General features: G+C 70.6%; 22 protein-coding genes. 6 read left to right on the top strand and 16 right to left on the bottom strand.

Annotated elements, in window-relative coordinates; genetic code table 11:
- The first annotated feature begins 72 nt into the window (after positions 1–72).
- Positions 73–624, top strand: coding sequence for a VanZ family protein (locus ACFQVC_RS24120; RefSeq protein WP_381834019.1), 552 nt, complete (start codon positions 73–75; stop codon positions 622–624).
- A 90-nt stretch (positions 625–714) separates the two neighbouring features.
- On the top strand, positions 715–921 hold the full coding sequence (locus ACFQVC_RS24125; RefSeq protein WP_381834022.1) for a PspC domain-containing protein: 207 nt from the start codon (positions 715–717) through the stop codon (positions 919–921).
- A 154-nt stretch (positions 922–1,075) separates the two neighbouring features.
- On the opposite strand, the gene ACFQVC_RS24130 is transcribed toward ACFQVC_RS24125, so the two are convergent.
- Both ACFQVC_RS24130 and ACFQVC_RS24135 read right to left on the bottom strand, forming a co-directional pair.
- Entirely contained in the window at positions 1,076–1,456 is a 381-nt protein-coding gene (locus ACFQVC_RS24130) for an ATP-binding protein (RefSeq protein ID WP_381834024.1), read from the bottom strand.
- A 144-nt stretch (positions 1,457–1,600) separates the two neighbouring features.
- The gene (locus ACFQVC_RS24135; protein ID WP_381834027.1) at positions 1,601–2,746 is read right to left on the bottom strand and encodes an adenosine deaminase; all 1,146 of its coding nucleotides are present in this window, start codon (positions 2,744–2,746) and stop codon (positions 1,601–1,603) included.
- A gap of 137 nt (positions 2,747–2,883) precedes the next feature.
- Here ACFQVC_RS24135 and ACFQVC_RS24140 point away from each other — a divergent pair, with 137 nt between their 5' ends.
- On the top strand, positions 2,884–3,642 hold the full coding sequence (locus tag ACFQVC_RS24140; RefSeq protein ID WP_381834030.1) for an alpha/beta hydrolase: 759 nt from the start codon (positions 2,884–2,886) through the stop codon (positions 3,640–3,642).
- A gap of 99 nt (positions 3,643–3,741) precedes the next feature.
- Here ACFQVC_RS24140 and ACFQVC_RS24145 read toward each other — a convergent pair whose 3' ends face one another.
- Positions 3,742–4,836 (bottom strand): LysR family transcriptional regulator, encoded by a 1,095-nt coding sequence (locus ACFQVC_RS24145; RefSeq protein WP_381834033.1) that lies wholly within the window; start codon positions 4,834–4,836, stop codon positions 3,742–3,744.
- Between the two features lie 62 nt (positions 4,837–4,898).
- Here ACFQVC_RS24145 and ACFQVC_RS24150 point away from each other — a divergent pair, with 62 nt between their 5' ends.
- The 3 genes from ACFQVC_RS24150 to ACFQVC_RS24160 all read left to right on the top strand — a co-directional run bounded on the left by ACFQVC_RS24150 (position 4,899) and on the right by ACFQVC_RS24160 (position 8,171).
- The gene (locus tag ACFQVC_RS24150) at positions 4,899–6,200 is read left to right on the top strand and encodes an MFS transporter (RefSeq protein ID WP_381834036.1); all 1,302 of its coding nucleotides are present in this window, start codon (positions 4,899–4,901) and stop codon (positions 6,198–6,200) included.
- Positions 6,201–6,320: 120 nt separating this feature from the next.
- A complete protein-coding gene (locus tag ACFQVC_RS24155; RefSeq protein ID WP_381834039.1) occupies positions 6,321–7,016 on the top strand; it encodes a L,D-transpeptidase family protein in 696 nt (231 codons plus the stop codon).
- Between the two features lie 156 nt (positions 7,017–7,172).
- A complete protein-coding gene (locus tag ACFQVC_RS24160) occupies positions 7,173–8,171 on the top strand; it encodes a sigma-70 family RNA polymerase sigma factor (RefSeq protein WP_381834042.1) in 999 nt (332 codons plus the stop codon).
- Here the strand turns inward: ACFQVC_RS24160 and ACFQVC_RS24165 are convergent.
- The 13 genes from ACFQVC_RS24165 to ACFQVC_RS24225 form a co-directional block, all read right to left on the bottom strand.
- Positions 8,073–8,423 (bottom strand): STAS domain-containing protein, encoded by a 351-nt coding sequence (locus tag ACFQVC_RS24165; RefSeq protein WP_381834045.1) that lies wholly within the window; start codon positions 8,421–8,423, stop codon positions 8,073–8,075. The two genes, ACFQVC_RS24160 and ACFQVC_RS24165, sit on opposite strands and share 99 nt — an antisense overlap.
- Before the next feature lie 140 nt (positions 8,424–8,563).
- On the bottom strand, positions 8,564–9,841 hold the full coding sequence (locus ACFQVC_RS24170) for a thymidine phosphorylase (RefSeq protein WP_381834048.1): 1,278 nt from the start codon (positions 9,839–9,841) through the stop codon (positions 8,564–8,566).
- Positions 9,842–10,045: 204 nt separating this feature from the next.
- The gene (locus tag ACFQVC_RS24175) at positions 10,046–10,447 is read right to left on the bottom strand and encodes a cytidine deaminase (protein ID WP_381834051.1); all 402 of its coding nucleotides are present in this window, start codon (positions 10,445–10,447) and stop codon (positions 10,046–10,048) included.
- On the bottom strand, positions 10,444–11,727 hold the full coding sequence (locus tag ACFQVC_RS24180) for an ABC transporter permease (RefSeq protein ID WP_381834054.1): 1,284 nt from the start codon (positions 11,725–11,727) through the stop codon (positions 10,444–10,446). The genes ACFQVC_RS24175 and ACFQVC_RS24180 overlap by 4 nt, the downstream gene beginning before the upstream one ends.
- Positions 11,724–12,857 (bottom strand): ABC transporter permease, encoded by a 1,134-nt coding sequence (locus ACFQVC_RS24185; RefSeq protein WP_381834057.1) that lies wholly within the window; start codon positions 12,855–12,857, stop codon positions 11,724–11,726. Before ACFQVC_RS24185 ends, ACFQVC_RS24180 begins: the two co-directional genes overlap by 4 nt.
- On the bottom strand, positions 12,854–14,491 hold the full coding sequence (locus ACFQVC_RS24190) for an ABC transporter ATP-binding protein (RefSeq protein WP_381834722.1): 1,638 nt from the start codon (positions 14,489–14,491) through the stop codon (positions 12,854–12,856). Before ACFQVC_RS24190 ends, ACFQVC_RS24185 begins: the two co-directional genes overlap by 4 nt.
- Before the next feature lie 255 nt (positions 14,492–14,746).
- Positions 14,747–15,793: a BMP family lipoprotein gene (locus ACFQVC_RS24195; protein WP_381834060.1), complete on the bottom strand. Its 1,047-nt coding sequence runs from the start codon at positions 15,791–15,793 to the stop codon at positions 14,747–14,749.
- 257 nt (positions 15,794–16,050) lie between these two features.
- Complete coding sequence (locus ACFQVC_RS24200) at positions 16,051–17,073, bottom strand: BMP family lipoprotein (RefSeq protein WP_381834724.1); 1,023 nt, start codon at positions 17,071–17,073, stop codon at positions 16,051–16,053.
- 275 nt (positions 17,074–17,348) lie between these two features.
- A complete protein-coding gene (locus tag ACFQVC_RS24205; protein ID WP_381834726.1) occupies positions 17,349–18,596 on the bottom strand; it encodes an amidohydrolase in 1,248 nt (415 codons plus the stop codon).
- A 329-nt stretch (positions 18,597–18,925) separates the two neighbouring features.
- Entirely contained in the window at positions 18,926–20,161 is a 1,236-nt protein-coding gene (locus tag ACFQVC_RS24210; RefSeq protein WP_381834062.1) for a hypothetical protein, read from the bottom strand.
- 17 nt (positions 20,162–20,178) lie between these two features.
- Entirely contained in the window at positions 20,179–21,102 is a 924-nt protein-coding gene (locus ACFQVC_RS24215; RefSeq protein ID WP_381834065.1) for an N-acetylneuraminate synthase family protein, read from the bottom strand.
- A 13-nt stretch (positions 21,103–21,115) separates the two neighbouring features.
- Positions 21,116–22,471 (bottom strand): cytidylyltransferase domain-containing protein, encoded by a 1,356-nt coding sequence (locus tag ACFQVC_RS24220; protein WP_381834068.1) that lies wholly within the window; start codon positions 22,469–22,471, stop codon positions 21,116–21,118.
- A gap of 80 nt (positions 22,472–22,551) precedes the next feature.
- Positions 22,552–23,910, bottom strand: a complete 1,359-nt coding sequence (locus ACFQVC_RS24225) for a DUF6716 putative glycosyltransferase (RefSeq protein ID WP_381834071.1) — start codon at positions 23,908–23,910, stop codon at positions 22,552–22,554.
- Positions 23,911–23,917 lie beyond the last annotated feature (7 nt).

Below are 23,917 nucleotides of genomic sequence, written 5' to 3' on the forward strand. Positions count from 1 at the left end.
CTGGAGACGGCCGGTTCGTAACGGCTCACATCCTGCGGAACCGATCCTGCCTCAAGCCGCGTCTTGGGGGTCGTGCAGCGTCAAGGCCCGAGCGGCAGCAGTGCCGCAGTACGTTTCCGTGTGGCGGGAGCCCTCTTCCTCCTCGCGCATCTTCTGCTCGTCGCCTGGATCACGCTGCGTCCTCTCGACGTCCCCTGGGTGAGCGCGGCGAATCTCCAGCCCCTCGCCGGGATCAAGGCCGATCTGGCCCTCGGCCCCGAGGAGGCCTCCCGGCGGATCGGCGAGAAGCTGCTGCTGCTCGCTCCGCTCGGGGTGCTCCTGCCGCTGGCCGGCGGCCGCCTCTACGCCTCACCGCTGGCGTCCCTGGCCCGCACCGTGACCGCCGGCGCGATGATGTCGCTGGCCATCGAGCTGCTGCAGACCGGGGTCCCCGGTCAGGTGGTCGATGTGGACTCGCTGCTGCTCAACACCGCCGGAGTGGCCCTGGCCCATCTGGCCGTCGTACCGGCCGCCAGGGCCCGGCTCCGCCGGCGTGCGGCGCGCGGCCCGGTCCCGGTCCGCTCCCGGGAGGAGGCGTCTCAGGGGTCGACCCCGACGATTCCCAGGGTCGGGATCGCCCCCTAGTCCGACGTTCTGCCCCCTTCGTGACCGTAGATTCGAAGTATCGAAGGCACCGCACCGGATGCCTCACCGACGGTTCGCGAAGGAGCCACCATGACCGCCCTTTCCCGCCCCCAGGACGGACGGATGATCGGCGGAGTGTGCGCAGCGCTGGCACGGCGCTTCGGCACCTCCGCGACCACGATGCGCGTGATCTTCGTGGCGTCCTGTCTGCTGCCGGGCCCGCAGTTCCTGATCTACCTCGCGATGTGGGCGCTGCTGCCCTCCGAGAAGAAGGTCACCGCGAACAACGCCTGGTGACCGGTGCGTACGCGACACGGCGACGGCGTACGCGGGAAGCGCGCACGCGGACGCGGACGCAGGAATCACGTACGCAATGTGAGCAAAGCACAGCGGCGGGGTGCACACCGGAAACCGGTGTGCACCCCGCCGTTCGCCGTCCTGTGGTGCCGGGTCAGCCGACGGGCAGGCCCGAGACCGGCAGGCCGCCGACCGGCAGACCGCCCTTGCCGCCGCCGACGGGCAGGCCGCCGAGCAGCCCGGAGACCGGGTCGCCGCTGTCGGCGGGCAGCACCGCGGGGGCGGCCTGCTCGACGGTGGGCTTGGCGGTGGACAGGCCGCTCGCGAGCGCGTTCTGGCCGGCGGACAGGGACTCGGCGCCGCCCGCGGGCAGCGTCTTCGCGGCCTGCTCGACCGGAAGCATGGAGGTCACGGTGCCGACGGTCTCGGCGGCGTCCGGCACGGCCGGCATGGCCGATGCGCTGCCGGCACCGGCGGCGGCGAAAGCGGCACCGAGGGCGGCGACACCGAGGGACTTGGCGGCAGACTGCTTCATGGTGAATACGTCCTTGCGACGGGGTTCTTGAGCGGTCCCGCAAGCTATCCACGCCGCGAGCGCACCCGCAAACACCGAAACGCACGCAGAAGCGGCCGGGAATCGATCTTCCCGGCCGCCCATTTCCTTCCCGGTGTTGCCCGCTCAGTCGACAGAACCGCTGGTCGAAGCGGTCTGCTGGAACAGCCACTCGGATTTCAGCTCGGCATAGCCGGGCTTGATCACGTCGTTGATCATGGCGAGGCGTTCATCGAAAGGAATGAACGCTGATTTCATCGCATTGACTGTGAACCACTGCATGTCGTCGAGCGTGTATCCGAAGGCGCCGATGAGGTGCTCGAATTCGCGGGTCATGCTGGTGCCGGACATCAGCCGGTTGTCGGTGTTCACCGTGGCCCTGAAGTGCAGGCGGCGCAGCAGACCGATCGGGTGCTCGTCGTACGAAGTGGCGGCGCCCGTCTGCAGATTGGACGTCGGGCACATCTCGAGCGGGATGCGCTTGTCGCGTACGTACGAGGCGAGGCGGCCGAGCTTCACCGAGCCGTCGTCGGCGACCTGGATGTCGTCGATGATGCGCACGCCGTGGCCGAGCCGGTCGGCGCCGCACCACTGCAGGGCCTGCCAGATCGAGGGCAGCCCGAAGGCCTCGCCCGCGTGGATCGTGAAGTGGTTGTTCTCGCGCTTCAGATACTCGAAGGCGTCGAGGTGGCGGGTGGGAGGGAAGCCGGCCTCCGCGCCCGCGATGTCGAAGCCCACCACGCCCAAGTCGCGGTAGCGGTTGGCGAGTTCGGCGATCTCCAGGGCGCGGGCCGCGTGCCGCATCGCGGTGAGCAGGGCGCCCACCCGGATGCGGTGGCCGTTCGCCTTCGCGCGGCGCTCGCCCTCCCTGAAGCCTTCGTTGACGGCCTCGACGACCTCTTCGAGGGTGAGGCCCTGCTCCAGGTGCTGCTCGGGTGCGTACCGGATCTCGGCGTACACGACGCCGTCCTCGGCGAGGTCCTCGGCGCACTCGGCCGCGACCCGGAAGAGGGCTTCCTTGGTCTGCATGACGGCGCAGGTGTGCGAGAAGGTCTCGAGGTAGCGGGGCAGCGAACCGGAGTCGGCGGCCTCGCGGAACCAGGTGCCGAGCTTGTCCGCCTCGGTCTCGGGCAGCGCCTCGTAACCCACTTCACGGGCGAGTTCGATGATCGTGCCGGGGCGCAGGCCGCCGTCGAGATGGTCGTGGAGCAGCACCTTGGGGGCCCGTCGGATCTGCTCCGGGGCGGGTGCGGGAATGGTCTGGCTCGTCATTTCCGCACTCTAACGCCTACGCGCGTAGATGTCTGCGGGATCACCTGCCTTCGATACGGAAAGGTGACTGCGGTCGATACGTAACAGTGACCCGTGCGCCGGGTTCCGTACACCTGGGCTTCTGAGAGTGTTCTGTCATGGCTCAGCAAGCGATGCCGGTACGTGGCGCCCGACTTGGCCGGCTCATCGGCACGGAGACCTCGGCGGTCAGCGGTGTGGTGCTGCTGCTCCCCGGCGGTGAGGAGGTCTCGGTCCGGCGGCCCTCGCCCCTCGCCGCCGCGGCCGTGCGGACCCTGGGGCGCAAACTGGTGCGGGCCGGGCGCGAGCACGGCCTGGTCGCGCATGTCGTGCACTATCGCGGGCGCGGCTGGAACGGGCCCGACGCGCTGCTCGCCCGGGATGCCACCTGGGCCGCCGACGAGGTCGTACGACGCTACGGCGACGTCCCGGTCTGCCTCGCGGGCCTCGACATGGGCGGCCGCGCCGCACTGCACGCGGGCGGGCACGCGGCCGTCAACTCCGTTCTGGCGCTTGCCCCTTGGCTGCCCGAGGACGATATGGCGGTGCCGCCGGAACCGGTGAAGCAGCTGAGCGGCCGGCGGGTGCTCATCGTGCACGGCACGAATGACGAACGGACCGATCCCGAGCTGTCGTTCCGGTTCGCGGAGCGGGTGAAGAAGGCGAACCGGGACACGTGCCGGTTCGAGGTGCACTCGGATGGGCACGGGCTGCATCAGCACCGGGGCGAAGTGGCGGCCCTTGCGGCGGACTTCGTGCTCGGCGCGCTGTTCGGGAGGGTGTTCTCCCGGCCCCTGGCCGACGCTTTCGCGGCTCCGCCGCCCATTGGGCTGCGGATGCCGTTGGCATCGGGGTTCGGGCGGTCGCTGCGGCAGTGAGGGTTCCGGGCCACCTCTAGGGGCGCCCCCAGAAGGGCTGATTGATCGGCTCCCCGAAGGCCTGGTGATCGGCTCCCCGAAGGGCCGGTGATCGGCTCCCTACGCCAGCAGCCGGCCCCGTCGCGTCAGCAGGAACCGCTTGAAGGATGCCACCGGCGGGGTGTCCGGACGGTCCGCGAGCCAGGCGACGCCGATCTCGCGGACCGCGCGCGGCGCCGTCACCGTGAGTTCCGCAACTCCCGGCCGCGCGAAGGCCGGTGGCGGCAGGAGGGCGACGCCGAGGCCCGCCGCGACCAGGCCGCGCAGGGTCTCCGCCTCCTCCCCCTCGAAGGCGACCCGGGGCCGGAATCCGGCCTGGGCGCACAGGTCGTCCGTGATCCGCCGCAGGCCGTACGCCGGTTCAAGGGTCACGAAGGCCTCCTCCGCGGCCTCCGCCAGGCGGATGCGCTTACGGCCGGCGAGCCGGTGGTCCTCGGGCACCACAAGGCGAAGCCGCTGCTCGTCGAGACGGCGCGTGACCAGGTCGGGGGCGTCGGGGACCGGCGAGGTCAGACACAGATCGAGCTCGCCCGCCCGCATCCGCTCCAGCATCCACTCGCCGTAGTTCTGCACGAGGGAGAAGCGGACCCGCGGGTGGTCGACACGGAAGGCGCGGATGAGTTCGGGGACCGTCTCCGAGCCCATCGTGTGCAGAAAGCCGAAGGCGACCTTGCCCGCCGCCGGGTCCGCGTCCGCGCGTACCGCCTCCGCCGCCCGCTCCACCTCGCCGAGCGCCCGCTCCACCGAGGCGAGGAACGTACGGCCCGCGGGTGTGAGCGAGAGCGCGCGGCCGTGCCGGGCGAACAGGTCGACGCCCAGATCCCGTTCGAGCCTGACCAGGGCCCGGGACAGCGTCGACTGCGGCACCTGCATCTCCTGCGCGGCACGCGTGACGTGCTCGGTGCGCGCCACCCCGGCGAAGTACGCGAGCCGCGGGGCGAGCAGCGCGGGCCAGGAGTCGGCGGCGAGATCGGGAGCCGGGGCGGGGTCGGGCGAGGGCGAGAGTGTGGGCGTGTGAGCGGGCGCCTGTGGTGGCGCGGACGCGGGCGTGGGCTCGGCGGTGGTCTTCGCGGTCGCCTTCTTGGCCGTCTTCGCGATGTCTTCTGCGTAACTGTTCTGCGACAGCCGAGGCCGTGAGCTGCTCTCATGCACCATGGGATGGATTATGGCCGTTTCATGCATTGGACGCATCAGACGTACGTCCCTACTTTCGACGTATGCCACCTGCCAGTAGCGGGGCGTCCGCCCACCACGCGGGCGCCCTGACCTCAGCGTCCCCCTCGACGACCGACACCTCCGCGGCCGAGACCCGGCTCACGCCCGGTGGCCCCGGCTACCGCCGGATGAGCTTCGCGCTGTTCACCGCGGGCCTGGCCACCTTCGCGCTCCTCTACTCCACGCAGGCCCTCCTGCCGGCGATCTCCGGCGACTTCGGCGTCAGCGCCGACACGGCCAGCTGGACGGTGTCGGCCGCCACCGGCGCGCTCGCGCTGTTCGTGCTGCCGCTGAGCGCGCTCTCCGAACGGTTCGGACGCCGGACCCTGATGACCGTCTCCCTGACGGTCGCCGTACTCGTGGGACTGCTCGTACCGTTCGCGCCCGACCTGGGGTGGCTCGTGGCGCTGCGCGCCGTGCAGGGCGCGGCACTCGCGGGTCTGCCCGCCTCCGCGATGGCGTATCTCGCCGAAGAGGTCAGGCCCAAGGCGCTGATCGCCGCGATCGGCCTGTTCGTCGCCGGCAACTCCATCGGCGGCATGAGCGGCCGGGTCCTGACCGGCTGGGTCGCCCAGGCCTGGGGCTGGCGCGCGGCGCTCGCCGCGGTCGGTCTGATGGCCCTGGTGTGCGCCCTCACCTTCCGGCTCCTGCTCCCCAAGGCCCGGCATTTCCGGGCGCGTTCGCTGCGTCCGCGCGACCTGGCGCGGACCGTGCGCGGGCATCTGTCCAACCCGCTGCTCTGCCGTCTGTACGCGATCGGCGCGCTGTTCATGACCGTCTTCGGCGCCGTCTACACGGTGATCGGCTACCGGCTCGTGGAGGCCCCGTTCTCGCTGCCGCAGGGCATCGTCGGCTCGATCTTCCTGGTCTATCTCGTGGGTACGGTGTCGTCCGCCGCCGCGGGCAAGCTGGTCGGCAGGCTCGGGCGGCGCGGTGCGCTGTATCTGGCCGTGGGCACGACCGCGGCGGGCCTGCTGCTCTCCCTGACGGACACCCTCGCCGCCGTACTGCTCGGGCTCGTCCTGATCACCGCGGGCTTCTTCGCGGGGCACGCCGTGGCCTCCTCGTCGGTGAGCCGCACCGCCACCGAGGGCCGGGCCCAGGCCTCCGCCCTGTACCAGTCCGCGTACTACCTGGGCAGTAGCGCGGGCGGCACCCTGGGCGCCGTCGCCTTCCACGCGGTGGGCTGGCCCGGCACGGTGCTGCTCGGACTGCTCGCGGTCCTCGGGGTCGTCTCGGTCACCCTGTACGGCTCGCACGCCGCGCGCGTGGAGCGGCGGGTGCTGGTGGCGGCCCGCGGCTGAACCGAGCCCTGTTGGTGCCCGCCTCAATTCGCTGACTTCCAGCGCCATTTCCGTACAACTACGCCGATGTCCCGCCTGTCCAACGAGCAGGAATTCCCTGCGCTCGGAAGGAAGACGGCCATGCGGAACCTCGGCCGAAGAACGGCTGTCACGGCTGGAATCGCCTCTCTGGTGGTGCCGTTGACGGTCATCGCGACCAGCACGACGGCGAGCGCCGCCTCGTGCACGACACGGACCGGGCCGCATCAGCGCCAGGTCGAGAAGTTCCTCGGGCTCACCGTGGACGGAAAGCAGTCGCCGTCCGACTGCACGGCGATACGCGCCTTCCAGCGCAAGCACCTCATCAAGCCCGACATCGGCTACGCGGGACCCGTCACCTGGGGCGTGATGGACCTGATGAACAAGCAGAAGGCGGTCGGCAAGCAGCCCAACAAAGCCGGCAAGTGCCCGGTGAACAAAGGGCGGATCGCCTGTGTGAACCTCACGCTCCAGATCAGCTGGATACAGGACGGCAAGAAGCTGGTGTACGGCCCGGTGCCGGTGCGCACGGGACGCAACGGCGCGGAGACCCGCACCGGCGCCAAGAAGATCTACCACCGCAACATCAAGCACTGGTCGACGATCTACAAGGTGTGGATGCCGTACTCGCAGTTCTTCGACGGCGGGCAGGCCTTCCACTCGGTCGACAAGAGCGTCTGGTCTCCGCCGGGTTCGGGCGGGTGCGTGAACATGCGCAAGAGCGAGGCGAAGGCGTACTGGAGCCTGCTGAAGAAGGGCGACGACGTGTACGTGTACGGGCGCAAGCCCGGCACGTGAGGGTGCCGGGACAGAGGAGGGCGCGGCCCCGCACCCTCCGCCGCCGCCCGCCCTGTCAAGGCCCGTGCATGGGTTTTCGCAGCTCACAGGCGATTGTCAGTGGGGTCCTGTAGCTTCCGAAGTGCTGGTACCGACCGGGCTACAGGGGTGACCCCGATGAGTGATCTTGCAGCGCCGCACGACGACCTCAGTCTCGACGCCGGGATGCAGAAGTACCGCACGGAGCTGACGGGATACTGCTACCGCATGCTCGGCTCCGGCTTCGAGGCCGAGGACGCCGTGCAGGACACATTCGTGCGCGCCTGGAAGGCGTACGACCGCTTCGAGGGCCGCTCGTCCCTGCGGTCCTGGCTCTACCGCATCGCGACGAACGTCTGCCTGGACATGCTGAACGCCGGCAACAAGCGGGCCCGTCCCATGGACCTCACCGACCAGGGCTTCCAGGCCACGGCGGTGCTCAATGAGCGCGCGGAGGTCACCTGGCTCGAGCCCGTACCGGACGGCCGGGTGCTGCCGTCATCGGCGGACCCGGCCCAGACCGCGCTCGCCCGCGAGTCGGTGCGGCTCGCGTTCGTCGCGGCCCTGCAGCATCTGCCCGCCAAGCAGCGGGCCGTGCTCATCCTGCGCGAGGTCCTCGCCTGGAAGGCCAGCGAAGTCGCCGAGCTCCTGGGCACCACGGTCGCCTCGGTGAACAGCGCCCTGCAGCGCGCCCGCGCCACCATCGACGAACACGGCCTGCGCGAGTCGGACGCCGCCGACCCGCTCGACGACGACCAGCGGGAGCTCCTCGACCGCTATGTCGCCGCTTTCGAGGGGTACGACATGGAGGCGCTCGCATCCCTCCTGCACGAGGACGCGGTGCTCTCCATGCCGCCCTTCGACCTGTGGCTCAAGGGAATCCCGGACATCATCGCCTGGCACTCGCAGCAGGGCTGCGGCTGCGAGGGCTCCCGGCTCATCCCGACCGTGGCCAACGGCATGCCCGCCTTCGGCCAGTACCGCCCGGACCCGGAGGGCGGCGGGTTCACCCCGTGGGCCCTTCAGGTCATGGAGATCTCAGGGGGGAAGATCGTCGGCCTCAACTCGTTCCTGGACACGGACCGCTGGTTCCCCCTCTTCGATCTCCCCGAGCGTCTCGACCAGGCCGACCAATAGCAGCAGCCGGCACAGATCGGGGCTCGGATCGCGGATCCGCAGCCGGGCCCCGGCTCTGCGGGCGGTCAGACGCAGCCGCGCGAGGGCTTCCACCGCGCCCAGATCCGCGGTGGTGAGCGCGCTCGCGTCGCAGATCAGCTCGGTGGCCGAGGTGCGTTCCAGGCAGTCCCGCACCTGCTCGCACAGGCGCGGGACGGAGGCCCGGTCGACCTTGGCGCCGAGGGCGACGACGACGGGTTCGATGGTATTCACACAGGGTGGACCTGTGCAGCGGCCGGAACTCATCGCCGTAGCGGCATCCAGATGCTTCCGGACGCGTATCCGGGTGCCTCGGCCTTGCTTGCTTGCGTGCTCGCTCGCTCGCTCACTTACGGGCCTGCCCGCCCGCTCGCTTACGCGATGCGGTCCAGGACGATCGGGTCCGGTGTGAAGTCCGTGCCCTCGGCAGCGATGTCGTACGCCGACGCCAGGGACTCCAGGGCGTAGCCGAACCGGTCCGGGGTGTCCGTGTGCAGGGTGAGCAGGGGCTGGCCCTCGGTCACCTTGTCGCCGGGCTTGGCGTGCAGTTCGACGCCGGCTCCGGCCTGCACCGGGTCCTCCTTGCGGGCCCGGCCCGCGCCGAGGCGCCAGGCGGCGACGCCCACGTCGTAGGCGTCGAGACGGGTCAGCACACCGCTCGACGGGGCCGTGACGACCTGCTGCTCGCGGGAGGTGGGCAGGGCCGCGTCCGGGTCGCCGCCCTGGGCCGCGATCATCCGGCGCCATACGTCCATCGCGGAGCCGTCCGCGAGCGCCTTCGCCGGGTCGGCGTCCTTCAGGCCCGCGGCGTCCAGCATCTCCCGGGCCAGGGCGAGGGTCAGCTCGACGACATCGGCCGGGCCACCGCCCGCCAACACCTCGACAGACTCCCGGACTTCGAGGGCGTTGCCCGCGGTCAGGCCGAGCGGGGTGGCCATGTCGGTGAGCAGGGCGACGGTGCGGACGCCGTGGTCGGTGCCCAACCCGACCATCGTCTCGGCCAGTTCACGGGCGTCGCCGATGTTCTTCATGAAGGCACCCGAACCGACCTTCACGTCCAGGACGAGGGAGCCGGTGCCTTCGGCGATCTTCTTGCTCATGATCGACGAGGCGATCAGCGGGATCGCCTCCACCGTGCCGGTGACATCCCGCAGGGCGTAGAGCTTCTTGTCGGCGGGGGCGAGGCCGTCGCCCGCCGCGCAGATCACGGCTCCGGTGGTGTCGAGCACGTTCAGCATCTCCTCGTTGGAAAGGAGCGCGCGCCAGCCCGGGATCGACTCCAGCTTGTCGAGGGTGCCGCCGGTGTGGCCGAGGCCGCGGCCGCTGAGCTGCGGCACGGCGGCGCCGCAGGCCGCGACGAGGGGCGCGAGGGGCAGGGTGATCTTGTCGCCCACGCCGCCGGTGGAGTGCTTGTCCGCCGTGGGGCGGGTGAGCGCGGAGAAGTCCATCCGCTCACCGGAGTTGATCATCGCGGCGGTCCAGCGGGCGATTTCGGCACGGTTCATGCCGTTGAGGAGGATCGCCATCGCCAGGGCGGACATCTGCTCGTCGGCGACCTCGCCGCGGGTGTAGGCGTCGATGACCCAGTCGATCTGGTCGGGGGTCAGCGGGTGGTGGTCGCGCTTGGTGCGGATGACGCTGATGACGTCCATGTGCGGTGGATTCCTTTCGGTGGGTGTTTCTTCCCCTGTCCCGCCCCTTCCCGTAACTGGGGCTCCGCCCCGGACCCCGTGTCCTCAATCTCCCCCAGCTACCGCCGGGAGGTGCCCCCGGACGGGCTGAAATTTCAGCCCGTCCGGCGATTGAGGACATCTTTGAGGCCGTCCGCGGGACTTTCGGGAAGGGACGGGGAGGGGTTAATGAAGGTTCTGCGGGCCGAACGCGTCGGGCAGCAGCTCTGCCAGCGGACGCACTCCGCGGGCCGTGTCCAACAGCAGCCCCGCGCCGCCGAATTCGTACAGGAGCTGGCGGCAGCGGCCGCACGGCATCAGCAGCTCACCACGGCCGTCCACGCAGGTGAAATGGGTCAGCCGCCCTCCCCCGGACAGCTGAAGGGCCGACACGAGGCCGCACTCCGCGCACAGCCCCAGGCCGTACGACGCGTTCTCCACATTGCAGCCGGTGATGATCCGGCCGTCGTCGGCCAGGGCCGCCGCGCCGACCGGGAAGCCCGAATAGGGGGCGTACGCACGGGACATGGCGTCGCGTGCGGCCGCGCGCAGGGCTTCCCAGTCGACGTCGGCGAGAGCCTGGGTCACGTGCCTTGTCCCTTCCGGTACGGCTTGCCATTCGCCTTCGGCATCCGCAGGCGCTGCGCGGACAGCGAGAGGACGAGCAGGGTGACCACGTAGGGGGTGGCCGTGACGACCTGGGTCGGGACCTCGCTGGTGAGCGCATACCAAGCAAACACCAGGGCGGAGACGGCCAGGGCGATCACCGCGCCGACGTACTTCTTGCGGACAAGGAGCCAGACCGCGCCGATCAGGACCAGGATCGCGATCAGCAGCAGCAGCGCGTGCACGTTCTCCGTACCGCCGCGCAGCTTGAGGCTGTCGGTGTAGCCGAACAGGCCCGCGCCGAGGGCGAGTCCGCCGGGCATCCAGTTGCCGAAGATCATCGCGGCGAGACCGATATAGCCGCGGCCGCCGGTCTGGCCCTCCAGGTAGAAGGGGTTGGCGACGATGGAGAGGAACGCTCCGCCGAGGCCCGCCAGGCCGCCGGAGATGATGACCGCCAGGTACTTGTACTTGTAGACGTTCACGCCGAGGGACTCGGCCGCGATCGGGCTCTCGCCGCAGGAGCGCAGGCGCAGACCGAACGACGTACGCCAGAGCACCCACCAGCTGAACGGGACGAGCGCCAGGGCGACCAGGGTCAGCGGCGACATATTGGTGATCAGGCCGCCGAGCAGACCCGCGACATCGCTGATCAGGAACCAGCCCTTGTCGTTGAGGTCGGCGAGGCCGTCGGCGAGACCCGGCACGGAGAAGGACCCCAGGGACTCCACCGGCGGGGACTGCTTCGACGTGCCCTGCGGCACCCCCTCGAAGGCGAACGCCGATACGTAGCGAGTGGCGCCCAGGGCCAGGATGTTGATGGCCACGCCGGAGACGATGTGGTTGACGTTGAACGTGACCGTCACGATCGCGTGCAGCAGGCCGCCGAGCGCACCGCCCGCGATCCCGGCGAGCACACCGACCCACGGGCCCCACTGGTAGCCGGCCCAGGCGCCGAACCAGGTGCCGAGGATCAGCATGCCCTCGAGGCCGATGTTGATGACGCCCGCGCGCTCGGCCCACAGACCGCCGAGACCGGCCATGCCGATCGGCACGGCGAGCTTGAGCGCGGTGGACATCTGGCTGACGTTGGTGATGCCGTCGGCTCCGGTGATCATGCGGACCACGGAGGTGAGGGCGAGCACACCCGCGATGATCAGCAGGACCACGGGGAGCGTGAGCCGGCGGCGGCCCGGCGCGGGCGGCGATGCGGGCTTCTTGTCCAGGACGGTAGCCGTGCGCTGCGAACGCTGCGAATTCATCGGGCTGCCACCTCCTTCTCGGAGTTGTTGTTGGAGGAGGAGGCGCCGACGACATGGCCCGCGGCAAGTTCCTCACCGACCCGCTGCTGCTGGCGGCGCAGACCCCAGCGGCGTACCGCCTCGTACGACACGACGACCGCGATCACGATCAGGCCCTGCATGATGACGGCGATCTCGGTGTCGTAGCCGCGGTAGTCGAGCTCGGCGGAGGCCTTGTCGAGGAAGGCCCAGAGCAGCGCGGCGAAGGCGATGCCCACCGGGCCGCCGCGGCCGAGGAGCGCGATACCGATGGCGGTGAAGCCGAGCGAGGTCGGGAACGACAGGCTGTACGTGTGGGTGTCGTTGAGCAGCGTCGGCAGACCCGCGAGGCCGGCGATGGCACCGGACAGCAGCATGGCGGTGAGCACCATGCGCTTGGCGTTGACACCGCTGGCCGCGGCGGCCGACTCGGAGGCGCCGGTGGCGCGCAGGTCGAAGCCGAAGCGGGTGCGGTTGAGGACCACCCAGTAGGCGATGCCGAGGACGACGGCGACGAAGACGAAGCCGTAGACCTCGCCTGCCGCGCCGAGGTTCAGGGAGGGGAACCAGCCCGACTCGTGCATCTCGCCGGTGGTCTTGTTGTTGCCCTGCTGCACACCGAAGAGCGAGGGCAGTGTGAAGTAGCCGATCACCGAGGTGGCGATGGCGTTGAGCATGATCGTCGCGACCACCTCGCTGACGCCGCGGGTGACCTTGAGGAGGCCCGCGATCCCGGCCCAGAAGGCGCCGGTGAGCGCGGCGACCAGGATCAGCAGCGGCAGCTGCAGGGCGGCCGGGAGCGCGACCTTGGCGCCGACCACGGCGGTCACCATGGCGGCGAGCCGGTACTGGCCCTCGACACCGATGTTGAACAGGTTCATCCGGAAGCCGATGGCCACCGCGAGCGCCGCGATGTAGTAACCGGCCGCCGAGTTGACGATCAGGACCTGGATGTCGGAGAACGTCCCCTGCTCCAGCATGATCGCGTAGGGCTCGAACGGGTTCTTGCCCGAGGCGAGCAGCACGACCGAGGTCAGGGCCACGGCGACGACGAGTGCGATGGCCGGTCCGGCCAGCGCGAGGAGCACCCGCTCCTTGTCGAACTTCTTCATCGGGCCTCGTCCTCCGGGGCGTTCTCTTCGGCCGGTGCCGGGCCCTCGTCCTGTACGGGGGCGTCGTCGCCGGATTCCTCGTGCTCCAGGTGGCCGGAGGCCGCGCCCGTTTCCTCGTGCTCCAGGTGGCCGGAGGCCGCGCCCGTCATCGCCGAGCCCAGCTCCTCCGGCGTGATCGCGGCCGGGTCGGCGTCCGCGACGAGCCGGCCGCGGTAGATCACGCGCAGAGTGTCGGAGAGTCCGATCAGCTCGTCCAGGTCGGCGGAGATGAGCAGCACGGCCAGGCCCTCACGGCGGGCCTCACGGATCTGGTCCCAGATCTGCGCCTGCGCGCCGACGTCCACACCGCGGGTGGGGTGGGCGGCGATCAGGAAGCGCGGCTTGTGGCTCATCTCGCGGCCGACGATCAGCTTCTGCTGGTTGCCGCCGGACAGCGAGGCGGCGGTGACGTCGATACCGGGCGTGCGGACGTCGTACTCCTCGACGATCCGCCGGGTGTCCTCCTGGGCCGACTTGGGGTCGAGCCAGATGCCCTTGCTGCTGGGGCGCTCGGTGACATGGCCGAGGATGCGGTTCTCCCACAGCGGGGATTCCAGAAGCAGGCCGTGGCGGTGGCGGTCCTCGGGGATGTACCCGACGCCCTGCTCGCGGCGCCTGCGCGTGGGCCAGGCAGTGATGTCCTCAAGGCCGTCACCGGCCAGGCGCACGGTCCCGGAGTCGGCCTGCTTGAGGCCGATGAGCGCGTCGATCAGCTCGGTCTGGCCGTTGCCCTCGACGCCCGCGAGGCCGAGGACTTCGCCCTCGTGGATGGTGAAGGAGATGTCGTCGAGCAGGGCCCGGCCGCCCTCGCCGAGCAGCTTGAGGCCCTTGACCTCGATCACCGGACGGTCGGTGACGGTGGACTCGGCGGTCTCGGGCGTGGGCAGTTCGCTGCCGACCATCAGCTCGGCGAGCTGCTTGGTGGAGGTCTCCGCAGGGACGACCGTGCCGACGGTGGTGCCGCGGCGGATGACCGTGATCTCGTCGGCGACGGAGAGGACCTCGCCCAGCTTGTGCGAGATGAAGATGACGCTCAGGCCCTCGGCCTTGAGTTCCCGCAGGTTGTCGAAGAGCGCGTCGACCTCCTGCGGCACGAGCACCGCTGTCGGCTCGTCGAGGATCAGGGTGGTGGCGCCGCGGTAGAGGACCTTGAGGATCTCCACGCGCTGCCGGTCGGCGACGCCGAGGTTCTCGACCAGGGTGTCGGGGCGTACGCCGAGGCCGTAACGCCCGGATATCTCAAGGATCTTGGCGCGTGCCCCGGCGCCGATGCCGTGCAGCTTCTCGCTGCCGAGGACGACGTTCTCCAGGACGGTGAGGTTGTCCGCGAGCATGAAGTGCTGGTGCACCATGCCGATGCCGCGGGCGATGGCGTCGCCGGGCGAGGAGAACGCGACCTGCTGTCCGTCGACGGCGATGGTGCCCTCGTCCGGCTTCTGCATGCCGTAGAGGATCTTCATCAACGTGGACTTGCCGGCGCCGTTCTCACCGCAGAGGGCATGCACGGTGCCCTTGCGGACGGCGAAGCGGATGTCGTGGTTGGCGACCACGCCGGGGAAGCGCTTGGTGATGCCGGTGAGTTCTACGGCATGCAGCGCGGCCGATTTCGGTGGACTGCTGCTGGACGTGGCGATGGCGCACTCTCCTGGGAAAGGGGGCCATCTACACGCGTAGCGCCCCTACTGCGGTCAGTCGACTGGCGAACGGGGCGCGAGGAGACAGGTCAGTCGCCTGCGCGACGGCCTCATACTCCCCGCACCCCGTTCCGTGCCGGTGTCCCTCTTGTTACGGCTTGTCCTGGACGTGGCTACGGCTTGTCCCGGACTCTGTTACGGCGGTCCCGGACCTTGTTACGGCTTGTCCTGGACCTTGATCTTGCCGCTGACGATGCCCTCGCGGGCCTTCTTCACGGCGTCCTGGATCTCGCTGTTCTTGGCGAACTCGGGGTTGGACTCGGACAGGGCCACCTCACCGGACTTCAGGTCGCCCCTGACGACACCGGTGGTGGGCTTGCCATCCTGCACCGACTTGGCGAGGTTGAACACGGCCTTGGCGACGTCCTTGGTCGCGGAGGTCAGGATGTGGCTCTTGTACGCGGCGAGCGGCTTCTGCTCGTACTGGTCGGAGTCGACGCCGATGGCCCACTTCTTCGCCTTGGCGGCGGCCTCGATGACGCCCTGACCGGACAGGCCCGAGGCGTGGTAGACGACGTCGGCGCCCTTCTCGATCTGCGCCTCGGCGGCGGCCTTGCCCTTGTCGGGGCTGGTGAAGCCGCCCTCTTCCGCGGTCTCAGTGAGGTACTGGCGCTCGACCTTGACCTTCGGGTCGGTGTCCTTGACGCCCTGCGCGAAGCCGGCCTCGAACTTGTGGATCAGCGGGACGTCCACACCGCCGACGAAGCCGACGTGCTTGGTCTTGGTGGCCTTGGCGGCGGCGACACCGGCGAGGTAGGAGGCCTCCTGCTCGCTGAAGACCAGGGCCGCGACGTTCTTCGCCTTGATGGTGGCGTCGTCGACGATGCCGAAGGTGACCTTGGGGTACTTCGCGGCGGCTTCCTTCACCGCGGGGGCGTAGGCGTAGCCCACACCCACCACCGGGTTGTAGCCCTGCTTCGCCATGGAGACCAGGCGCTGCGTCTTGTCCGCGTCGGACTCGCCGTCCTTGGGCTCGATGGCCTCGCCCTTGTAGCCGAACTCCTTCTCGGCCTGGTGCATACCGGCCGTGGCGGCGTCGTTGAAGGACTGGTCGCCCTGTCCGCCGACGTCGTAGGCGATACCGACGCCCTTGGACTTGCCGTCACCCGCGGCATCGCTTGAAGTGCCGCCACAGGCGGAGACGGAGAGGGCGAGGGCGGCGGACGCCACGCCTGCGACCGCTATTCGGGAAACCCGGCGCATGTGAAGTGCTCCTTCGTACAAGCGCCGAAACGGAGGGGTTCGACGCTGACTCCGCCGCAGATTAACGCGCGTAGACCTCCCGGAAAACCCCTTCTGCCCAAGCCGTTATCGGGCTGTGTCGAAGGGGCGATGCGGGGCGGCACGGGGTGATGGGGGCGATGGGGCGGCTTGCGGTACGCAAAGGGGCGGGCACCCCCGTGAGGTGCCCGCCCCTGGTCCGGCTACGGCTTGGTCGCCACCGTGACCTTGCCGTTCGGCTACGGCTTGGTCGCCACCGTGACCTTGCCGTCGATGATGTCCTTCTTGGCCTTCTCCACGGCCGCCGAAAGACCCTCGATCTCGCCGTACTTGGGGTTGGAGTCGGTGACGCCGACGCCGCCCTCCTTCAGCGAGAAGCGCTGCTCGCCGCTGAGCGGCTTGCCGTCCTCGACCGACTTGGCCAGGGCGTGGACAGCGCCGCCGACGTCCTTGGTGGCGGAGGTCAGGATGTAGTCCTTGTGGGCCGCGAGCGCCTTGTGCTCATACTGGTCGGAATCGACACCGATCGCCCATTTCTTGGCCTTGGCGGCGGCCTCGACCACGCCCTGACCCGAGAGCCCCGCGGCCTGGTAGATCACATCGGCACCCCGCTCCAGCTGCGACTCCGCCGCGGCCTTGCCCTTGTCAGGGCTGTTGAAGCCGCCCTCCTCCGGCGTCTCGGTCAGATACTGCTTGACGACCTTGACCTTCGGGTCGGTGTCCTTCACGCCCTGCGCGAAGCCGGCCTCGAACTTGTGGATCAGCGGAATGTCCACACCGCCGACGAAGCCGACGGTCTTGGACTTGCTGGCCTTGGCGGCCGCGACCCCGGCGAGATAGGAGCCCTGCTCCTCGTTGAAGACCAGAGCGGCGACGTTCTTCGCCTTCACGGTGGCGTCGTCGACGATGCCGAAGGTGGTGTCGGGGTAGGCCGCGGCGGCCTCCTTGGTGGCGTTGGCGTAGATGAAGCCGATCCCCACCACCGGGTTGTAGCCCTGCTTGGCCAGCTGCTTGAGGCGCTGCACCTTGTCGGCGTCGGACTCGCCGTCCTTGGGCTCCACGGCGGTGCCCTTGTAGCCGAACTCCTTACGGGCCTTCTCCAGGCCCGCGTAGGCGGCGTCGTTGAAGGACTGGTCGCCCTTGCCGCCGATGTCGAAGGCGATGGCCATGCCCTTGTCGCCCTTGCCGTCCTTGCCGCCCGACCCGCCCGAGCTGGTCTCGCCGCAGGCGGTGGCGGCGAGGGCGAGCGCGGCGACGGCCACGGCGGCGCGGGTGAAACGAGGCGTACGGCCGGCCTGCGGCGCACGGCCGGCCTGCGGCGCACGGCCGGCCTGCGGCGCACGGCCGGCCTGCGGCGCACGGCTGAAGCGAGGTATTCGACGCAATGGAAGCAACCCCTTCATCTCCCCAAAGCGCCGCTGTCGGCGCCGATTTGGGCGCACCGTAACGCGCGTAGAAGAGGAGAGGAACGGTGTTTCGCCGGGCCGTTACCGATTCGTGCCGCCAGTCGGCCTCGCGCCGGTGGGTCCGCGGGCGGTCAGGCGGGCCCGGCGGGCCGCGCCCCGGCGTCCAACAGGGCCGCCGCCGTGAAGAGTTCGACGCCGACGGTGATCGCGTGCTCGTCCGCGTCGAAGTCGCCCTGATGCAGGTCACGCACGGTGTGCTCGCCGGGGGTGCGCACCCCGAGCCTGGCCATGGCGCCCGGCACGCGCTCCAGGTACCAGGAGAAGTCCTCGCCGCCCAGGCTCTGCTCGGTGTCCTCGATGGCGTACGAGCCGCGCCGCACCGTCATGGCGTCGTGCAACAGGTCGGTGACCAGCGGGTCGTTGACGACGGGCGGCACTCCGCGGATGTAGTTGATCTCGGACTTGGCGCGGTGGAGCTCGGCGATCTCCTGGATCGCGCCGTGCACCAGGTCGGGCGCCTGCCGCCAGGCCTTCAGGTCCAGGCAGCGGACGGTGCCGGAGAGCTCGGCGTGCTGCGGGATGACATTGCAGGCGTGGCCCGCTTCGATACGTCCCCAGGTCACCGCGAGGCCGGAGCGGGCGTCGACGCGGCGGGCCACGAGGGCCGGCACGTCGCTGACGACCTTGGCGGCGGCGGTCACGAGGTCCGTGGTGAGGTGCGGGCGCGCGGTGTGCCCGCCGGGCCCGTCGAGTGCGACTTCGAGCCGGTCGCAGGCGGAGGTGATGGGGCCGTGCCGCAGACCGATCCGGCCGGCGTCGACGCGCGGGTCGCAGTGCACGCCGATGATCTTTCCGACGCCGTCGAGCACCCCGGACTCGATGGCGTCCGGTGCGCCTCCGGGCAGCACTTCCTCCGCGGGCTGGAAGATCAGCCGTACGGCCTGCGGGAGTTGGCCCTTGCGGGCGAGCTCGGCGAGGACGATACCGGCACCGAGGACGACGGTGGTGTGGATGTCGTGGCCGCAGGCGTGCGCACGGTCGGGCACGGTCGAGCGATACGGAACGCCGGATTTCGTATCCGGGATGGGCAGGGCGTCGATGTCGGCGCGCAGCGCCAGCATGGGATGCAGTGCGCTGGGGGTGCCGATGTCACATACGAGTCCGGTGCCGGTGTCGAGCACCCGCGGCGCGAGCCCCGCCTGCTCCAGCCGGGCCTTGAGCGCCGCCGTCGTGCGGAACTCCTGATTCCCCAGCTCAGGGTGCATGTGCAAGTCGCGCCGGAAGCCGATGAGTTCGGCACGCAGCCCCTCGGGCAGCGCACCGGCCAAGGCTTCCGCGGGCGCGGACTCGGTTTCTGACGCTTCGGACTCGCAGGACATCAGTTGGTTCACCCTTTGAAGGGTAGGGCGAGCCAGGGCCCAACTGACCCACGATCAACAAAAGTTCAGCCAGATTGACGTAAGAAAATCGGCCGTAGTGCGCATGGGCGGCTGGTACCGCGGGTATGAACTCTGGTTCGCTCCAGAGGGGCTCTGGTATGGCTCAGGTTTGCTCGGGGAGAGGGCTCGGGTCAGCTTCGGGTCAGCTTCGGGTCAGCTCCAGAAGCGGGCCCGGGCACCCACTCCCATGAAACCCCTGCACGCGTACCCAGCCCTCACGCCCCACTCACCCACGACTCACCACACGGCGTCGGCCGAGACGGTCCCCCTCACACCACCCGAACCGAGTCCAGCCGCTGCACCCCCCGCGCCGACCCCGTCACCCCCGACAAGAAGCCCTCCGCGCGCGGGGACGCGCCGTCTGTGAGCCAGGTGGGGTCGATGTCGCAGACCGCCACCTCCACGCCCGTGCCCTCCAGGGCGAGCGGGAGGGTGTGGACGACGGTGGACGGGAAGCTGAGGATCTTGCGGCCGATCGGGCCTCTGCGGGCGATGAGTTCGAGGGGGAGGTCCGGGCGGACGATCTCCAGGCCCGTGGTGGCGGAGAGGCGGTGGAGCTTGTCCGTGCTCTCGCGGCGGTGGGCGAAGTAGCGGGTGGCGCCGTGGGTGCGGGCCAGGTGGGTGACGGCTGAGAGGTAGCTGTCGGGGTCCACCACGCCGGTTTCGACCAGGGAGGTGCCCACCAGGTCGGCGCCCTTGGTGATGCGCGGCGGGCCGAAGCGGCTGCGGGTCCAGGCGAAGGAGTTGTCCGTGAGCGCGATGCCCTCCGGGGCCTGTACCGGCATGGAGGAGAAGACCTCGATCGTGCGGGTGCCGCCGGGGGTCAGGCGGCGGCGGGCCGAGGCCGAGAACGGGGCGAAGGCGAGGTCGCGCGGGCCCGGGCGGCCGCCGCGGCGGTGCCACCGCACCAGGCGTTCGCCGCGCGCGAGTTGGGAGATGAACTCCATCGTCGCCGTGCCGTCGTCCACGACCACCAGGTCACGGGCCCGGGTGATGGTGAGCAGGAGCTGGACGTAGCGCGAGAAGGGGTCGCCGATGACGATGCGGTCCGCCCGGCGAAGGAGCCGGGTCAGGGAGCCGATCGTCTGCACAGGGGCCGTCGCGCCGCCTCGCGCCTCCTCCCAGCGCACCACGTACCCCTCGTCGCGCGCCAGTTCCGCCACCCGGCGCAACTGCCCGCGCGACATGGGGTCCAGGGGCGACAGGACGATGATCGTGAGAGGGCCCGACGGCGCGGCCGCCGCGCGCTGCGGGAGCGCGGGGCCGGGCTGCGGCGGTACCTCCGTCAGGAGCCGCGCGGAGCGGAGCCCGTCCGCGTGGGCCCATTCCAGGACGTTGAGGAGCTGTACCGGGCTCTCGACGAAGGCGAGGGTCCGGTGGGCGCCCCGGCCCGCGGGCGCGAGGTCGCCCGCGGGTCCGGAGGGGCGCCGGCGGCCCGGGATACGGGGGCCGGGAGCAGGCGCCCCCGTCTCCCGGGGGGCGCCGGCGGCCCCGTGTGTGGACATCACCGTGAAGGGCCTGTTCAGACCGCGACCGGCTCGCGGTCCGCGGCGTCGGCGACCACGCCGGGCACGCGGCGCAGCTTCTTCATCGGGCCGAGCTCCGACTCGTAGACCTTCTTGACGCCGTCGCCGAGGGAGGCCTCGATGGTGCGGATGTCACGGACGAGGCGGGTCAGGCCCTGCGGCTCGACCGACGCGGCCTGGTCCGAGCCCCACATGGCGCGGTCGAGCGTGATGTGGCGCTCGACGAAGGTGGCGCCGAGCGCGACCGCGGCGAGGGTGGTCTGCAGGCCGGTCTCGTGGCCCGAGTAGCCGATCGGGACGTTCGGGTACTCCTGCTGCAGGGTGTTGATGACGCGGAGGTTCAGCTCCTCGGCCTTCGCCGGGTACGTCGAAGTGGCGTGGCAGAGAAGGATGTTGTCCGAGCCGAGCACCTCCACCGCGTGGCGGATCTGGCGCGGGGTCGACATACCCGTGGAGAGGATGATCGTGCGGCCCGTCGCGCGCAGCGAGCGGAGCAGCTCGTCGTCCGTGAGCGAGGCGGAGGCGACCTTGTGCGCGGGGATGTCGAACTTCTCCAGGAAGGCGACGGCCTCGGTGTCCCACGGGGAGGCGAACCAGTCGATGCCACGCTTCTTGCAGTGGTCCGAGATGGCCTGGTATTCCGACTCGCCGAACTCGACGCGGTGGCGGTAGTCGATGTAGGTCATCCGGCCCCAGGGGGTGTCGCGCTCGATGTCCCACTGGTCGCGCGGGGTGCAGATCTCCGGGGTGCGCTTCTGGAACTTGACCGCGTCGCAGCCGGCCTCGGCGGCCACGTCGATCAGCGCGAAGGCGTTCTCGAGGTCGCCGTTGTGGTTGATGCCGATCTCGCCCGTGATGTAGACGGGGCGGCCGGGGCCGGCGGTCTTGTTGCCGAGGGTGCGGAGTCGGGACGTAGACATGGCTGGTGGTTCCTTAACTGTTGAGGGAATCGAGAGAGGGGCCGAGGATCCAGCTGGCGATCTCTCGGATCGCGCCTTCGCCACCGGGGACGGTGGTGACGGCGCGTGCGGCGCCGCGCACGACGTCGTGGGCGCTCGCGACCGCCACGGGCCAGCCGACGAGGCCGAAGCACGGGAGGTCGTTGACGTCGTTGCCGACGTAGAGCACGCGCTCAGGCGCGATGCCCTGCTCCTCGCACCACTGCTTGAGTGCGAGGTCCTTGCGGTCGATGCCGTGCAGGACCGGGATCTTGAGCTTCCTGGCCCGCGCGGCGACGACCGGGTTCTGTTCCGTGGACAGGATCAGCAGCGGCATGCCCGACTTGCGCAGGGCCGCGATGCCGAGTCCGTCGCCGCGGTGCACGGCGACGACCTCCCGTCCTTCGGAGTCGATCAGCACCCTGTCGTCGGTCTGGGTGCCGTCGAAGTCGATGACGATCGCGTCCACGTCGGACGCGGTCGGGAGCTCCTCGCGGTCGAGGAGCGGGGCGAGCGCACGCGCGCGGGCCAGGTCGTGCGGGTCGTCGACCTCGAGGACCCTCGCGGGGTCGGTGCGGACGAGTTCCGTACGGCCGAAGAAGCGGTGCTTGTGCTCGCGGAAGCCGGTCGCGTCCATGGCGTACGCGGCGCCGGTCTCCAGGAGGTCCTGGGGGCGGTCCTGGCGGCGCGGCCGGAAGGACTTGTCGTGGTTGACGCCGTAGCCGGCGCTGTCCTTGCCGGTCCTGGCCTCGGCCACCACGGTGGTGGCGCCGCCTTCGGCCGCGGTGCGCTGGGCGCCGATACCGACCGCCGCGCCGCCGTCCGCCGCCTCCGACGCGTCCGCCGTGTCCATCTCGTCCGCGCTGTCGCGCCACACGAAGCCGTGGAAGGGCGCCACCGTGAGCGCGGTCTCGGCGCCGCCGCCGGCGACCGCGGCGGCCACCCCGTCGACGTCCTCGCGGGTCAGGAAGGGGCTGGTGCACTGCACGAGCAGGACGACGTCCACGCGGGCGCCGTGCAGCGCCTCGTGGGCGTCCATGGCGTGCAGCACAGCGGCCTCGGACGTGGCCGTGTCACCGGCGATGGCGGCGGGGCGCAGGACGACCTCGGCGCCGGCCTCGCGGGCCACCGCGGCGATCGCCTGGTCGTCGGTGGAGACCACGACGTCGGTGACATGGCGGGCCGAGCGGCACTCGCGCACGGCGCGGGCCACCAGCGGCACGCCCGCGACGGGGGCGAGGTTCTTGGCGGGTACGCCCTTGGAGCCGCCGCGTGCGGGGATCACGGCGAGGACGCGGCGCACTGGGTCGGCGCCTTGGCCCTGTTCCGGGTGGCTCACCGGGTGGCTCATGGGCAGCTCTCCTTGAGGGGCTGGGGCTGGAAGTGGGGTACGGGGGGCCACGGCTCGCCCGGCCGCCGGGGTCGGGGCGCTCACAGCTCGCCCATCCGCCGGATCACCGGGGCGACCCGCTGCACGCCGTGCCGGTACGCGCCGCGCGCGGCCTGGCGCACGACCTGCCGCACCGGTCCGGGCTGCCTGGCCGCCGCGGGGGCGCCGGGCAGCGGCGCCCCGTCGGGTCCGAGGTGGTGGCGGGCGAGGATGCCGGGGACGTAGCCGGGCGCGGTCGTGGGTGTGTAGTACGGGGCCAGGGGCGGGAGTTCGGACTTCCGCAGCGCGGCGACGCGGGCGCGGGCCTCGTCGTAGGCCCGCTCGTACGCGCCGTCGGCGGCGACGCCCTGCCGGGCCAGCCAGTTCTCGTCCGGGTCCGGGACGTGCCCGGCGTCCAGCCGGTCCCAGGAGGCGAGGCAGCCGGAGCCGATGAAGTGGTGGTTGCCGAGCGCCTCGCGGACACCGAGGTCGGTGAGCACGGCGGTGGGGATACGGCGGTGCAGGGATTCCAGGGCTGCGGTCGACGACACCGTCACGAGGAGGTCGGTACGGTCCAGGACCTCGCCCATGTGCCCGTAGACGAGACGGCAGTTGGGCGGCAGCTCGGCCTTCTGGGCGAGCTTCTGGTACGGGAACTCCTCCAGGTGCGTGGTGTGTTCACCCGGCTTGGAGCGCAGCTTGATCAGGACCTCGCGGTCCGGGTGGCGGCGGGCGTGCTCGGCCATCCGCCGGAGCAGATACGCCCGGTCGGTCCGGCTCTCCGGTACGGAGGGCTGGGCCGCGAAGACCACGGTGTACGGGTGGTCGGGCCGGTGCGGGTCGTCGGGCCGGTACGGGGCGCCGCCGAGGAACGGCAGCGCGCACTCCACGACCGCGTCGGCCGTGGCGCCCACCCCCTCGTACACGGAGCGGAAACGCTCCGCGTCCTGGCGGGAGTTGGCGAGGACGAGATCCGCGCCGTGCCGCAGGAGCAGACCGTCGGCGAGCTTCTCGTAGACGACACCGACATAGCCGGTGACGACGACGGGGCGCTGCGGCCGGTCCTGCCAGACGCGGGCGAGTCCGTGCAGGAGGGCCTGCACCGCTCCCCCGACCAGGGCGAGTACGACGATGTCGTAGCCGGCGTCCTCGCCACCGCCCTCACCGGCGCGCTCCATGGCGTGCAGGAACTCGACGGCGGTGACCTCGCGCAGCGAGTCCGCACGCACACCGACCTCTTCGAGCTGGCGGGGAGTGGGGGTCGCCCGGCCGCGGAGCAGATAGCCGTCCAGCTGAAAATCCGACGACCCCTCGGCTACTACGTCCGAAACGAGGCGGTTCGCGGTGAGCGAGCCCCATTTCCACCGGGTGTCGGAATCCGCGAGTACGGCAACCCGCTGCTTCTTCCTCGTACTTGGCACGTCGCAG

Origin of the sequence: Streptomyces monticola (assembly GCF_042665355.1) — a bacterium.
GTDB lineage: Bacteria > Actinomycetota > Actinomycetes > Streptomycetales > Streptomycetaceae > Streptomyces > Streptomyces monticola.